Annotated in this window: 6 protein-coding genes and 1 pseudogene; 6 read left to right on the top strand and 1 reads right to left on the bottom strand. The window is 57.1% G+C overall.

Annotation, left to right across the window (positions count from 1 at the left end):
* Window positions 1-99 precede the first annotated feature (99 nt).
* The 5 genes from BMX17_RS20610 (at window position 100) to BMX17_RS20630 (ending at window position 11,264) form a co-directional block, all read left to right on the top strand.
* The gene (locus tag BMX17_RS20610) at window positions 100-741 is read left to right on the top strand and encodes a TATA-box-binding protein (RefSeq protein ID WP_092663661.1); all 642 of its coding nucleotides are present in this window, start codon (window positions 100-102) and stop codon (window positions 739-741) included.
* 47 nt (window positions 742-788) lie between these two features.
* Entirely contained in the window at window positions 789-2,546 is a 1,758-nt protein-coding gene (locus tag BMX17_RS20615; RefSeq protein ID WP_092663663.1) for a DEAD/DEAH box helicase, read from the top strand.
* Window positions 2,539-3,732 (top strand): hypothetical protein, encoded by a 1,194-nt coding sequence (locus BMX17_RS20620; protein WP_092663665.1) that lies wholly within the window; start codon window positions 2,539-2,541, stop codon window positions 3,730-3,732. The genes BMX17_RS20615 and BMX17_RS20620 overlap by 8 nt, the downstream gene beginning before the upstream one ends.
* 345 nt (window positions 3,733-4,077) lie before the next feature.
* Window positions 4,078-7,428 carry a PD-(D/E)XK nuclease family protein gene (locus BMX17_RS20625; RefSeq protein WP_170845501.1) on the top strand — a complete coding sequence of 1,117 codons (3,351 nt, stop codon included), beginning with the start codon at window positions 4,078-4,080 and terminating at the stop codon, window positions 7,426-7,428.
* Window positions 7,429-7,430: 2 nt separating this feature from the next.
* Window positions 7,431-11,264: a UvrD-helicase domain-containing protein gene (locus BMX17_RS20630; protein ID WP_092663669.1), complete on the top strand. Its 3,834-nt coding sequence runs from the start codon at window positions 7,431-7,433 to the stop codon at window positions 11,262-11,264.
* A gap of 151 nt (window positions 11,265-11,415) precedes the next feature.
* On the opposite strand, the gene BMX17_RS20635 is transcribed toward BMX17_RS20630, so the two are convergent.
* Window positions 11,416-14,859 carry an AAA family ATPase gene (locus tag BMX17_RS20635; protein ID WP_092663671.1) on the bottom strand — a complete coding sequence of 1,148 codons (3,444 nt, stop codon included), beginning with the start codon at window positions 14,857-14,859 and terminating at the stop codon, window positions 11,416-11,418.
* A gap of 82 nt (window positions 14,860-14,941) precedes the next feature.
* Between BMX17_RS20635 and BMX17_RS20640 the strand changes: the two are divergent.
* Window positions 14,942-15,179 (top strand): annotated as a pseudogene (locus tag BMX17_RS20640) (IS5 family transposase); the annotation flags it as partial.

Below are 15,179 nucleotides of genomic sequence, written 5' to 3' on the forward strand. Positions count from 1 at the left end.
TTCAGGGTGTTTGAATATGCACGAAGTCGCAATCATATTTATGACCTCACCGATGAATAACGTTGCCGAGGGCGCTGCTCCTGAGCTCTGGATATATCTATGACGAATGTCCGAATTACGGAAATAGAAAATGGAGTTCCTCTCCAACAGCTAAATCAGGCAGGTATTGAAGTAGTAAACATTGTTGGATCTCTTCGTTTAGAACGCGAATTGGATCTAGAAGAGTTAGCAGACGATTTAGAACATACCTCATACCACCCGGAGACATACTCAAGCCTGATATTCCGACCCCCGGAACATAATATCAGTATTCTCACTCCGAGAAGTGGAAAGTTAGCCATTGTGGGCGCAAAGAGTCCACAGGATCTATTAGAAGGAGCAGATGTATTTCTAAAGAAGCTCGAAAGCCTCGGGGTTCAAATAAATAAAGAGGCAAGTGAAATACTCGTGCAAAATATCGTAGGGAAGTTTGAGCTCGATGAAGAACTGGACTTATCGGTTATTTCTCTTGGCTTTGGGCTGGAGAGCGTAGAATATGAGCCAGAACAGTTTCCGGGGCTGATATATAAGAAAGACGATGAGCCGACAGTCATGCTATTTCGGACTGGAAAAGGAACGATAACCGGGGCCAATTCGTATCGTGAGCTTCTTAGCCGATATCACTCGTTTCGGGACGAGTTAGCCGATGTAAAGGAGCATATTGACTCCTCAAATAGTCAGTCAATTGGACAAGAGAAGTAAATTAAGTATGTGCTCCAAATATCCATCCCAGACTTAGCTTGCCGCGCATGGAAGAACAAAATCTCGTCGACATCGAGGTCACGCACGATGACCCGGAGAATCTTGTAGACTCCTATTCCTCAGGAATTGCAGATTTTCCCTTCCACCGGCAGACCGTCGTCGCGAATCGTCTTCTTGCAGGACAGCCCGACACAGAACTTCGTTCACTCTCCCGCGTCGACGAGGAGGAGGTCAAACTCCTCGAACATCAGGTCGACGCTGCCCACAGGGCCCTCTTTGAGATGGACGGGAAGGCACTCCTCGCTGACGAGGTCGGCCTCGGAAAGACGATCGAGGTCGGTATGATCCTGAAGGAGATGCACTATCGCGAGACCGACGACTCGGTGCTGATCCTCACCCCGGCCCAGCTGGCCAAACAGTGGCAAGGGGAACTCCTCGAGAAGTTTGGGCTCGAGTTCGTCTGCAACTACGATGATGAGTTCCAGGGATTCGATGCCCACAACTACATCATCGCCAGCATCGATACCGCCAAGAGCGACCGACACCGCGCGACCGTACTCGCTCGTGACTGGGACGTCCTCGTTATGGACGAGGCTCACTACGTGAAAAACGAGGAGACCGATCGCTACGACCTCATCGACGAGCTCACCTACGATTACGCGTTTTTCCTCACAGCCACGCCCATCCAGAACGAGCTTACCGACCTCTACAACATCGTCTCCTTGCTGCGGCCCGGCTTGTTCGGCAGTCGGGACACGTTCCATCACTACTTCGTCGACAATGGCCAGGAGACGCTCGTGAACCGGGACGAGCTACAGCGACGGTTGGGGCAGGTGATGATCCGAAATCGCCGTGAGGAAACGGACATCGACTTCACGGACCGTATTATCGACACGCGGACCTTCGAGCCGAGCGCAGCGGAGAAAGAGCTCTACGAGGCGGTAACGGAGTACGTGCGAAGCGCGTACAGCCAGGACAGCGGCCAGAAGCTGGTGCTGATGCTGCTCCAGAAAGAGGTTGTCAGCAGCCCGGCAGCGCTGGAACAAACGATCCTCAAACAGCTCGAGGAACAGAACGAGCTAACGCACCGAGACGAACTCGAAACGATCCTCGACAAGATCGACGCGATTGACACGGTCACAAAACAGGAGCGGCTGTTCGATATCGTCGAGGAAGTCCGTGAGACCGTCGATATGGGGCGCGTTATCGTGTTCACGCAGTTCCGGGCGACCCAGCGCCAGGTCCTGCAAGCATTAGACGATCGGGGGTATACCACTCACGCGTTCCACGGAGGCCACTCAAGCCAAGAAAAGGAGGACATCGTGGATCAGTTCCGAGAGGAAGGTGGTGTCCTCGTATCTACGGACGCGATGAACGAGGGTCGCAACCTCCAGTTCTGCAATATTATGGTAAACTACGATCTGCCGTGGAACCCGATGAAGGTCGAGCAACGGATCGGACGGATTCACCGGATCGGCCAGAAGCGCAAGGTCTACGTCTTCAACATGGGCCTGAAAGGCACTATCGAGGAATACGTACTGGAACGTCTCTACCACAAGATCGATCTCTTCCAACAGACGGTCGGAGAACTGAGCACGATTCTTACCCGGCTCGAGGACTCCGGAAAGAGCTTCGAAGACGAGATTTTCGAACGGCTCACCAATGCCGACTCTGAGGTTGAGCTCGAGAACGACTTCGACTCAATGGCGATCGACCTTGAGGAGCAACAGAACCTCTCACAGAAGGTGGAAGAATTCAACAGCGGCGTCTTCGAGAGTTTCGATCTGGGGGCGGACGATGACTGATGTGACTCACGCGGTGACGCAATCCGCGCTGGAAGCATTCACCCGGGAGTATCTAAACGATCTCGGTGCAGCAATCCGTGAGAACGGAAGCTGGTGGGAGGTACGATTACCCAGCCACGTGGATGTCGATTTTAGCGACCGTCACGAGTTCGAGATTGCCCTGGATGGTGAACGTCGAGACGAGACAGAGGACTCTGTTTACGTACTCACGCCGGAGAGCGAATTCACACAACAGCTACTCGATGAGGCGGCAGCGATGGCTACTGTCGGGCAACTCGCCCTGACGGACTCGATGACTGACGGCGACTATCGGGATCCGCCATGGATTGTAGAAAGTGATGTAGAAGTCGAAGATGCAGCATTCAGTCCGTACTATGACCGGACAGCCATCTGCGTGTTCGTACGCATTGACGTCGAGACCGTCAGCGAGTACCAGACCCAGTTCTTGGAAGCAGTGACGATCGACGTTGAATCGAAGGACCAACTCCCCGGTGTAACAGAGATACTTGTTGAGGAGTTTTTCAGCCCAAAATCCGGTTGGCGTGACGAGGTAACTGTAGGGAGTGACCAGAGCGACGTGACCGATGCTCCCGAGAAGATAGCAGACGCAATCGTTGCCGGACAGGAAGCTGCTGTGGGAGGGGTCCAAGAGGAGATCGACGAGATTCGCCAGTCAGCATCTCGTGCTGCTGATTCAGAGTTTGAAGAGTACCGGCAGCTTCAGGAGCAGCGAATTAACGACCACCGAACCGAGATAGATTCTCTCTCGAACCGTCTCCAGAAGTTATCGTCGGATGTCGACGGTGCAGACTCACAGCAACAACGTGTAGAGGCACTTGAGAAACGCCAAGAGCTCAAAGCCGAAAAAGAAGATCTCGAAGCGGAGTTGGAGGAGCTTCTGCAGGAGAAGGAACAGGGGTACGCTCAGAAGCGACAGGAAATCTATCGTCGGCACTCGATTGAGGTGAACACTAAGCCCACTGCGTTCACGCTTGTGACGTATGAGCGCGGGGAAATCGAATTCACTGTAGCCGACAACGGTCGAACCGCCGTGATGCGTGCTCCGTATGCTATCGGTGCGGGTGTAACCGACGAAGTCCACTGTGAGAACTGCAACACGCAACTCTCAGCGGAGAATCCGATTAGTTTGGTTGCTGGAAGGCTTGGGTGTCAAAGCTGTCAATGACGTTGATGAGGCGTGTATTCGCTCGGTAACCGCTACAGTCTCTCCGATCTGCAGACGGGATTCCAGTATCACCGGATCACGGTCGTGGGTAGAGATCAAAGACCGGTAGGGATGATCGCGAGAGATTGAGCCGATTAACCAACAGTGAGAGGGATTCAAGCGCAATGTTGGTTAACAGGCTCGGAGATAGATCGAGCTTCCGGCGTGGATTACGTCTGGAGATGATCTTGCCGTAATAGTCGTTACGAGTGGATATCTGATTCCTGCCTATCGCAGATTTTCAGTATTGTAGTCGTTTCCAGTTACTCCCGAACATTAATGCCTCGCTCGGGTAACGGATGGAGTATGTCTCGCCGGCTGTTACTTACTGGGTCTGATTTACCTGAGCTTGAATCACAGGCGTTCGATATTCTTAGTGAGAGCGTGGGAACACAGCCAGAAAGTATTCTCTACGTTGGTCAGCCGGAACACCCTGAAGACGCAACGAAAGATCGCTGGATGGAGTTTGGCCCCTCAGCAGGACTCCGTGTCGACACGTTGGATGATCTTGCTTCACAGTGCTATGAACAGGATCAGTACAAGGGCCGGGTAACTCACGTTGACCGACCGCTCCTCTTCCGACTCGTCGAGCTTGGTGTTGAAGGGATCTCATCATCTACGAATCCACTCAACACCGGCGACCAGTTTCCCAGAGCAGGGCTCGTCCAAGAAGCCGAGACGCTTTTCACCGAACTGGAGTTCGCTGGACTGCTCTCACCGGACGCAATGCGGCAGCGTCTCGAACAGGAGGGTGTGGGCGACCGCGCGGACTACGTCGCCGAACTGGCGGAAGAGATCGAATCTGCCCGACAGACACTCCTTGCTGATGAACTCCCGGAAACATACCGTACCGAGCGAATGCACCACGCCACGACGGCAGAAACATCGCTCACAGACGTATTCCCCTCAGTCGAGGCCGTTGTTCTCAGTGGGTTCACGCGATTCGACGTTCTAGAAGTAGACTTCCTCGAACGAATCGTCGACACCTGGCCGGCGATCGCTCTCCTCCCCAAGCAGATAGACGAAGACTCGGCCCCTGGTGTTGATAGAGGCGCCAAACAAGCGCTAGAGACGTATTCCGACCTGGACTTCGTTCGACAGCACCACGATGAGCCTGCCTCGTCAACTCTCGAAGCGCGACGGCGCATCACTCGCAGTCTCTATCGGCATCCCCGCCAGTCGCCGTCAACCAGCGACATCAACGGGGGAGCGCTGGATCTGACGCTCACCGAACCGGAAACTGTTCCCGACGAGATCCGAACCGTCGCCCGAGATATCCGGAGTCGCATCGCGACAGGAACGTCGGCCGACGATATCGGTGTCGTCCTCACGAGTCCGGTTCAATACGCTGACCAAGTACGGGAAGCTTTCGAGATGTACGAACTCCCGTTCAATCTACAAACCGAGATTCCTCTTTCCGAAACAGCCCTCGGCGATGTCGTCCAGACAGTCTGCCAACTCGCACAGGAACCTCGTAGCATCGACACACTCCTCGATCTCCTCACGAACCCACTAGTCACCATTACGCAAACGGGAGAGAACCTCGATTACCACAAACTCGCCCGGGTGGCAGCTAGGGCAGAGACAAATCGGCTTGAATCGACTCTCGAACACGTTGACGACAGTCTCGCGGCAACGGTTACCTCCCTGACTCGGGATGCAGCCGCTCTGTCAGAGGTATCACTCGAGGAACTCCCCGGCCAACTCGATGCCCTCCTTGAGCGTCTCGGCGTCTCAGCCGCACTAGAAGGTGAACAAGAACTCTCATCTCCACTTCGGGACCGTGAACTGCGTGCTCGTGACCGTCTCGACCGGATCCTTGAGACCCTCGCCCTTACAACACCGTTGGCGGGCCCCGAAATCGGTGATAGCGTTGATCGGCTTGAGCGCGCGCTCCATGGCGTCTCGATCCAGCAGAACACACGGCCACCCGAGGAGAGCGTCGTTGTCTGTAGTCTCGCCGAAGCCACCCTTCGGGAGTTTGAACAGGTATACGTTCTCGGGGTGACGACGACACATTTCCCCTCAGATCCGGAGCGAACCGCTTTCACACGACCCATCTACGAGTCTCATCCCGACTTCGAGCAGACAGATGTCTCTGCAGAGGCACGGTATCACTTGAGCGTACTCCTCGGGAGTACAGCATCAGTTCATCTCTCCATCCCCCAGCAGAGTGTTAGTGGTGAACCGCACGTCGAAGCAGATATCCTGACCGAATTTCGGCGGCTTGTCGATCTCTCGGAGGTGACGATTGAGCCAGCTGACAGCGAGCCAGGCTGCCAAGAAGACGTGCAGCGGGCAGTCGGCGACGTGCTTCCCGAGACATCCGAAGCACGAGTCCACGACCTACTCACTGAAGCAGTCGAAGCTGGTTCGTTTAGCACCACCCAACAGGCCCGTGTTCAGGCTGGTATTGTTTGTGCCGCGGCACGAGCAGGTCCCGAACTGACGCCCTACGATGGCCAGCTCACAGAAGAGACCGTCTCCCAGATTCACGATACGCTCGACCGCGAGCCGTACAGTCCGAGTCGGTTGGAGACATATGCTGCGTGTGGGTTCAAGTATTACATGCGCCGTGTTCTCGGCATCGAAGCACCGGATCGCTTAACCCGGGAACCCGACGCGAGCGACCGCGGCTCGTACATCCACGACGTGCTCGAACACTACTACCTGTCGTTACAGTCAGGGGGCAGCGATCCAGTTCACCCAGGTGGCGACTTCGAAACGCGACAACAACAGCTCCTCGACATTGCCCTCAGCCGGCTTGACGAAGCATTCGACGACCGCGCCCAGACAGCGTTCCAAGAAGAATGGCTGACCTCCGTACTCGCGGGACTCGGAACTCCGGACACCAATCCATACTATGGACCACATGAGACGCAGGACGGTCGTCCTGTTGCGCGAGGGCTATTCTATCGCTTCCTCGACCACGAGGCGGACGAGCCCGCAAAGACGACTGCTCGACCGACGTGGTTCGAAGGCCGGATCGGTAATCCCTACGACGCAGGCACGCCACTCAGCGACGACCCCGCAGAGATTGAGACACCACACGGCTCGGTCCCCATTCATGGACTCATCGACCGCGTCGAGACGGTCCCTGGAACAGACCCAACACAGGTTGTTGTTCGGGATTACAAAACTGGAAGCTCAATCCCCAGCGAAAGTGAGGCGCTGAGCGGGCTGAAATTCCAACTGCAGCTGTACGCGTTGATGGCCGAAGAGGCACTCGACGATGTCGAAGTAGTCGGTGGCGCGTACTACCAGGTCTCGCCTCCGAGTTCAGTCAATTCTCGCAGCGGACTCCTCACCTCACAGGAGATGGCAGTCTATCACGGGAGTGACGGCGTCGATACGCCGCTACTCCGTCACTCCTACCCATACTTCGAGACACACGAGGCGTTCCGACGGTTCATTGAGGAGACAACCCCACAACGCCTCGGAGAACTCGCCTCGGGAATCACAGAGGGTCGCTTCCATCCGACAGTCCTCGATCCATCGGACGCCGGATGTCGATACTGTGACTACGCACACGTCTGTGACGTCCGCTCGCACCAGCGGAAGGAGGTTATCGAAGCAATCGACGACACAGGTGAGTCAGCATACGTGCCGCTGAAAGCCAGAGGTCACGATCTCGAAGACGTCGTGGGGGTGGAGTAACGATGGTCTCCTATGAGGACCTGACCGATGAGCAGCAACGGGCTGTCGATGCCCTTGACCGGAATGTAACCCTCACAGCCGGGGCAGGAACGGGCAAGACCACCACGCTGACCGCCCGATACCTGGAGATGATCGAACAGTCGCTCGCGGAACAAACCGACGGCGGGACTGGTGAGGCCCAGCTGCTACCTGAGCACATCCTTACGACGACGTTCACCGAACGGGCAGCAAACGATCTCGAGGAGAGCGTCAGAACGGAAATCACGGACCGCATTGAGTCTCTCGATGTCGAGGAATTCGATGCCTGGCGTACGGTTGCGGATGAACTCGAGCAAGGGTACATCCACACGCTCCACGGGTTCTGTGCTCGCCTCCTGCGCGAACACGCGCTGACGATTGACGCCGTGGATCCTGGCTTCGATACGCTAGACGAAAACGAGACGACCGCACTGATTCACGATACGGTTGGTGCCGTCCTCGAAGAATACGAGAACCACGAGGCAACGCAAACGCTGGCTCGGCGGTTCTCACGGAGCCAGCTCCAAGACGTCCTGACCGATCTGCTGGGCGAGCGACCGGAGAGTCTTGAGTGGGCGGACCGGTGGGCGGACGCCACAGAGGAGGAATACATCTCCTTCGTCGAGTCGGTCTTGCATCCGATCGATCCGGATGAAGCCGCCGAGCGGCTGGCCCACCCCGACTTCGTCGCGGCCGCGGCTACCCTGCGAGAGTTCGTTGAAACCCCACCAGATATCGAGACCGGTGGACAGACCTGGCAGCGTGCGGAGGGGGTCGTGGATCGACTCGAACCCGGATTCGATGATGGGGTCCCATCCCGATCCAAACAGTCGACGATTGCGGAACTCAGTATGCATCTCACCAAAGGTGATGGGGAACGCTACGCAGGCTATACGGGGGCCAACACGCGGTGGGGAGACCATCCCCGAAAGGCAGAGTTTGACAGCGCGTTCGAGACACTGGTCGAGACGCTCCAGCCCGAGGAGTACGCCGTCAACGTGGATCTAGAGATCGAATCGAACAGCTTCCCGTTCGTCCAAGCGCTCGCAGAGCTGACCCAAATCGCGGCTGCCGAGTACGAGGAACGGAAAGATCGGCAGAACGCTGTCGACTTCACCGACCAGATTTCCTACACCGTTGACTTTCTCCAAGCACCGGGGAACGCCGACATTCGCGAAGAGTTACGGGACCAGTTCGAGTACGTGATGGTCGACGAGTTCCAGGATACTGACCCACGCCAGTGGGACCTCATCAAGCTCCTGACGGCCAGCGACGGGGAAACGTTCGATGCCCAGAACGTGTTCGTCGTCGGCGACGTCAAACAGAGCATCTATCGCTTCCGGAACGCTGACGTCACGCAGTTCCGCGAAACGGCCACCACTCTCGAGCAGGTGTCCCAAGACGCTCGAAACACGGATACAGAGAGCGAGGACGATGACCAACTCTCGACGAACTTCCGAACGCTCCCCACGGTGCTGGAGTCGATCAACGAGCTCTTCGAGGCCATCTTCGACGAAGACGGTGAGCCCTACGAAGCGGCCCCCCAATCCCTGACCGCCGATCGCGACGATCCAGCGGATCTCGGTACTCTGGAGTACCTCACGGTGCCGAACGATGCCGATCTCCGAGAGCACCACTGCGATCATTACGCGGACTTCGCGACAGCCGAGCCGGAACACGACACAGAATTGGAGGCGATGGCGCTCGCCGCCCGTCTCTCCCAGATACTGGCTGAACCACTTCAGGTCTACCCCGGGGAGGACGAAACGGATGACGATAGTAGCGAGAGTGAACCCACTACCGAAAGCGGACTGAATGACCGAGAGGGGACAGAGGAGAGTGACGAACCACCGGAGCCACGGGATATCGAACCGAGCGATATTGCTATCCTCATCCGTAGCCGAACCCACCTCAAAAAGTACGAACGAGCGTTAGAAGAGGCGGATGTGCCCTATTCGGTCGCGTCTGGGATCGGCTTCTACGAATCGACGGAAATCACCGCGCTGTTGAACCTCTTCCGGGCGCTCGCCGATCCAAGTGACGAACGCGCACTCTACGCAGCGCTTCGGTCGCCGCTCTTCGGGCTCACCGACGACACGCTCGCTCAGTTGAAACTCCATGACGACTCTATGTGGGACGCACTCGCGACGAGTGAGCATCAGGAACTCCAAGATGCCTACGAGTATCTCCAAGAGTGGCGTCACTTAGCTGGGCTTGGCGACGAGGAACCCGCTGGATTCGACGGGTCGTGGGCCGCGTATCTGACGCGGATCCTCGAGGATACAGGTTACTTGGTGAGTGTCAGCGCCGACGAACGCCCACAGCAGGCGATGGCGAACGTGGAGAAGTTCCGCGAACAGCTCCGCGGATGGAGCGACGATGACGTTCGGAGTCTTACGACACTTGTGAGTCGGATCGAACGCCGCATTGAGCTCGGCGGCCGGGAGAGCGAAGCTGACACAACCGGCGAGGGCGTCCAGATCCTAACGATCCACGACGCCAAGGGAATGGAATTCCCATTCGTCGTCGTCCCGGGGATCGGTCGCGAGTTCAAGGATGAAGCGGCCCTGGGCGGCGGGAAGGTCGAGTTCGAACAGATTGGTGGCCAGTACGCAGTCGGGATGAAGGCACCAAGCCCGGACGATCCGTTCGAGATGGTGGATACGATCGCCCGTGACACGATTCGTGAGCGCCGGCGCGCCGAAGAACGCGCCGAAGAGAAACGCGTGCTCTACGTGGCCTGCACACGGGCACGAGACCATCTACTCCTGAGCGGCCTCCACGAGTCAGCTGGAGAGACCGAGGAACCAACGATGACGGATATCGAGGAGCCGGACCCTGAGTCAGCTTCAAGTTGGCGCGACTGGGTGCAACCAGAACTCCTCACCGAGGACGTGTGCACTGCCCTCGATTCCGATACCCATACCCGGCGTACGTACGGTGACGGCGCGTACACCGTGTCGCTCCCGACACCGCCAGCCGAACAGGTGCAACCTGAGCCCGATATCGACCCCGACGTTGAACTGTCGCCGCGGCCGCCCAAGCCAGATGTCAGCTTTCGGTTTTCGGCGACTGACCTTGCGTCACTCTACGGGGAGTATGGCGAACTCCAGTTCGACGAAGACACGGGGACCATCTACGTCGAAGAGACCGACGATAGCGAGACGAGTCCGGAGAGTCGACACGGTGAAGAGGACCCAACAACCGGAGAAGCCGAATCGGACGGCCGCTCAACAGAGGAAGCAGGTGTCGAAACGGACGGCGTCGACGCGAGCGTATTCGGCGAGATGGTGCATCGACTCTGCGAACTGCGGCCGCCGGAAACTCACTGGCCACATCTGATGGAACAAACGCTTGTTGACGAGGGGGCTACGGTCTCACTCTCACCCGAACTCCAGAACCGCGTGAGTACCCATGCCCAGCGCGGGATAGACTACGTTGACGAGCAAACCACGGACGTCGATGTCGAGCACCAGTACGACGAGCTGTATGTTACTGCGGAATTCGAGCGCGGGGAGATATCGGGGTTCATAGACCACCTGATCATCACGCCTGACGCGTACCATATTATCGACTACAAGACAGGTGATGTCACACCTGAGGAACTGGAAGCTGACGCGGAGTATTACGAGAATCAGATGAAAGCCTATGCGATTGCGTTGAACCAACAGGAGACTGGCCGTAGCGTCCGGGTTTCACTCATGTTCACGACGCTCGATGACGCATGGGCCGTTGAGTGGTCACCTGATGAGATTGAATCGGTGAGGAAGCAGATCAGTGAAGAGATCTGGGAGCAATTTGAATCGTTTGAGCGTTAAAGCGTGAGTTGAACCCGCTGATGGCGAAGCGAGTTCCCGTCTTGAGTGAAGAGTCCATCAACAACTACCTCAGCTGAAGTTCTGATGTTACGAGCGGATTATGTAGCACACCAATTCTGATAGGTTATGAGGGTCCAACAGTCCGAGAGACTCAGGTTTCACCCAGGCGTGCTAGCAGTTCATCGGTCCTATCTTTGGCCTCGTCGCGAGAGACGCCTTCGTCGACGTAGCGCTCGATGACACGGACACGAATCTGGCCATAACCCAATGTCTCACGAGGTTCGATGTACCCGTTTTCTTCAAGATACGTCTCCAGCTTATTCGCCTTACTGCTGTAGAACCCGCTTATTTCGTTGTGCAAGCCCTCAACGACCTTTCTGCCATCGCCATTGACTGACTCAGCAAGGTCACTAACCTCGTCGATGAAGTTGCTGCTCACGGCGCCAGAGGCTTCGAGAACCTCTCGATCAACGGGCTCGCCACGACCAACGTTCCAAGCGTCGACGAACTCGTTCAGCGCCGCAGCATTTTCCTTCACTATCGTTATCTTGTCGGAATCAACGGAGGAGAGGTCTCCGTTACCCCACTGAAGGAGGTTATTCAACTGCCCCCAGTGCTCGATCCCGAGCTCCAGGAGTTGATGGAGAGTTTCGACATCGTCGACCAGGTACCACAGGTGCGCCGTCCCCGCGCCACGGTGCGGATTGAACGAGTCCACCTTGAGTTCGTCACCATACGTGGCGTGGTCATGCCCGTCGAGACTGGGGGGCTTCGGAGTGAATGATTCGATAGATTCCAGATCAGGGATATAGACGGAGTCGTCGGCATCGCGGACCGTTGCAAGGTCGATGATTTCGTGGTTGACGCCATTCGTGCTCTCCAGTGCAGCAGTCCACTTCGCTACTTCGTCGCCCTGTGCAGTAAAATAGAAGATCTGCCGACCGTTTCGGGCCAGTTCGATCGTCGACTCGATAATGGTCTTCGCCCTGCGGTCGTCGGTATTGGCGAGGGTCTCGTCGAGGAAAAGTGGGATCCGGACGCCCTGTTCCTGCTGTTCGACGAAGGCGATCCGAACGGCGAGCAGAACCTGCACCCGAGTACCGCTCGAAAGCTCGTCGAGCGCGAGTCCCTTCTGTTTCGATTCATCGAACGCACGGAACTCGGCTTCATTCTCGTCGAAGTCCAACCGATACCGGCCACGAGTGATCGTCGCCAAGATTTCACGAGCACGCTCAAAGACGTCCGGGCGACTGGTCTCCATGGTCGCCTCCTGAACGTGATCCACCAGGATGTCGCCGACCATCGCAGCACAGTCGTCCTCGAGTTGGTCTTGCAGGTCATCGAGCGCCCGGTCACGCTCTGCGAGCGCCGTTTCAACTTGGTCGTCGGACTTCGCTTGCCTGATCTCCGCCTTGATATCGGCAATCCGTGACTGCAGGTCGTCGAAATCTTCGGCAGTTCGTTCCGCCTCACGAAGGTCCTCTCTGAGGTCAGCAATCTCCTGCTCCTTGAGGTCCGGTTCGAATTCTGGGTAGCTTTCGAGTTCTTCGGCCTCCGTGTTCGCCCTGATTTCGGCCTCTCGTACAGCCTCCGCAGCCGAGTCGTATGCTTCAATCTGCTCACAGAATTCCTCCAACCGATCGTGGTCGTCGGAGTTGAGCTCCAGATCCGCAAAGATTTCGTCGCGTTCGTCCTCCAGCGCATCTATCTTCTCGGTCGCTTCCTGAATCGTCCCGGTAGCTTGGTCGAGGTCCCGCTGTGCGGTTTCGCGTTTCTGTTCGCGGTTCTCGAGGTTCCGGATTGCCTCGGTCGCCTCGCCGGAACTCTGGACGTCGTCGTAGCCGTAGGGGTCGAGTTTCGCTTGGAGGTCTTCACGGGCGGTTTCGATCTGCTCGTCGACGGTTTCGATGCTCTCTTGACTCCCTTCAACCTCATCGTGGGCTTCCTGCCAGTCGAGTACTCGCTTGGAGATCACGGCGAGTTCGACATCGGACGCATCTGGCGCGGCGCCCAGCTGGTCTTGAAGTTTGGCACGTGTTTCCTCCAGATCCTGCTCCTTCTGTTCGAGCGTGCCCGAATCCGTCGCCAGGCTATCGCGCCATTCGGACCGTCGCTCGGCTAGTTTGTGCTCTGCGATTGCGTCGTACAGTCCAATCAGACGGGACCGAACCGCATCCTCGGACCACGTCTCTGGCGGCTTCAGACCAGTTTTCTCGAACGACTCACGGTGCGGTTCTCGTGAATTCCCTCCGTCTGCAGCCTGTGAGCGGGCGCGCAGCCCATACCAGAAGATGCCAGCGGCGATGACCAGGATTGAGAACAGCAGTGGATGCACCAGGAGCCCCAGCGCGACGGCCGTCGAGGCGAGGGAAATGGCCGAGAACGTGGCGATACGGAATGCCTCTGAACCGTCGTTCGACTCCGTAGAAACGGACGCAGCCAGCCACTCCTCCAGCGACTGACTCGCACGTTGAAGCGTGGGTAGATCTGGCTCAGGATGTTCCCCATCCTCCAGTAGTCGCTGGACGGCCTCCCGGGTTTCACGCTCGGACTGGAGTTCCTCGGCCTCTCGTGCGAACTTCGAGACGGTCTTCCACGTGACGGGTTCCAAGCCAACGAGGTCCTCGGTATCGACATCTAGAGGAATGTCCTCTCGGGCAGTTTCTCGCTGCCGTTTTGCGTCAGCCAACTCTCCCTTGAGATCGCGTTTCCGGTCCTCCGCAGAATCGAAGTCATCGCGAAGCTCTTTCAGATGGTCGATACGGCCTGTCGGAAGGCCCTCTTCAGGAAGGTCAGCCTCATCGAGCCGTTCCTGAGCGTCCGTTTTCGTTTTCTCGGCCTGGTCTTTTTTGTCGGTCCATTCGTCGATGTCATCTTCGAGGGATCGAACACGCTCGATTTCGTCCCCGTCGACCTGATCTAAGATATCGGGGAACTCGTCGAGTCTCGATTCAGCCTGCTTCAGCTCGTTTCTCGCCTGTGCGTAGTCGATCGCCTGCTCGAGCAGTTCGGAGCGTTCCTGTGCTCGACGGGCTGCCTCCAGTTCACTACGTAACCGGGAGAGCTCGTTTTGCTCTTGGCGCAGTTCGGATACGTCGTTCCGCGCCTCACGCAACTCCTGAATCGCTCCCTTGGCGTTCTGGACGACGTTCCTGTTGGCCCGACTCGGGGAATCTGAATATCCGAGCTCGTCGTATGCTGCGGAGAGATCGTAGCCACCAGCTGATTCTCGCTCGATTATCTCGGCGAACGATTCGTTGTTGTTGTCTCGCTGGAGGAGATCGTGGAGGGAGAGACGGTAGCGGTCGCGTTGATCGGCCGGAGGGAGGCTCGGACCGTTCGCCTCCTGGCCGTCACGTTGGTAGCTCGTGCGCCCATTGTCGACTTCGACCCGCCAGGCTTCACCATTCAGTGAGAGCTGCCCCACGAGGGACGCACGTTCGTCGGCGGTCTCGGGCCAGCAAAGCCATTCGAGCGACTCAGCGAGCGTCGTTTTTCCTGCCGCGTTCGGTCCATGAACGACATTGATGCCGGAGCACAGGTCGTCGATCGAGAAGCCCCCGGTCTCGAACCCAGGAGCCTGGACGATTTGGATTTCTCGGCTCTATTGAATCACTAGACAGCGTCGGTGTAGGTCGGTAAATCAAAGGAGTTGAAGCGGGTGAGTGGTAGTTTGGATGAACATCACCACCCGCTTCACCGAGGAGATGGTGTCGCTGGCAAAAAGTTATTGCGACAATCCCGATGAAGCTGCCGCCCCGGAAGGCGGCGGCAGCTTCGCAGAGTACGCGATGATTTCCCTCCACGGGCTACGGATTTTCCTCGATGAGACCTACAAGATGACCATCGACCGGCTGGAGGTGATGCGACCAATTCTGGAGATTATTGGACTTGAGCCCGACGATCTCCCACATC

Source organism: Halorientalis persicus (genome assembly GCF_900110215.1).
Taxonomy (GTDB): Archaea; Halobacteriota; Halobacteria; order Halobacteriales; family Haloarculaceae; genus Halorientalis; species Halorientalis persica.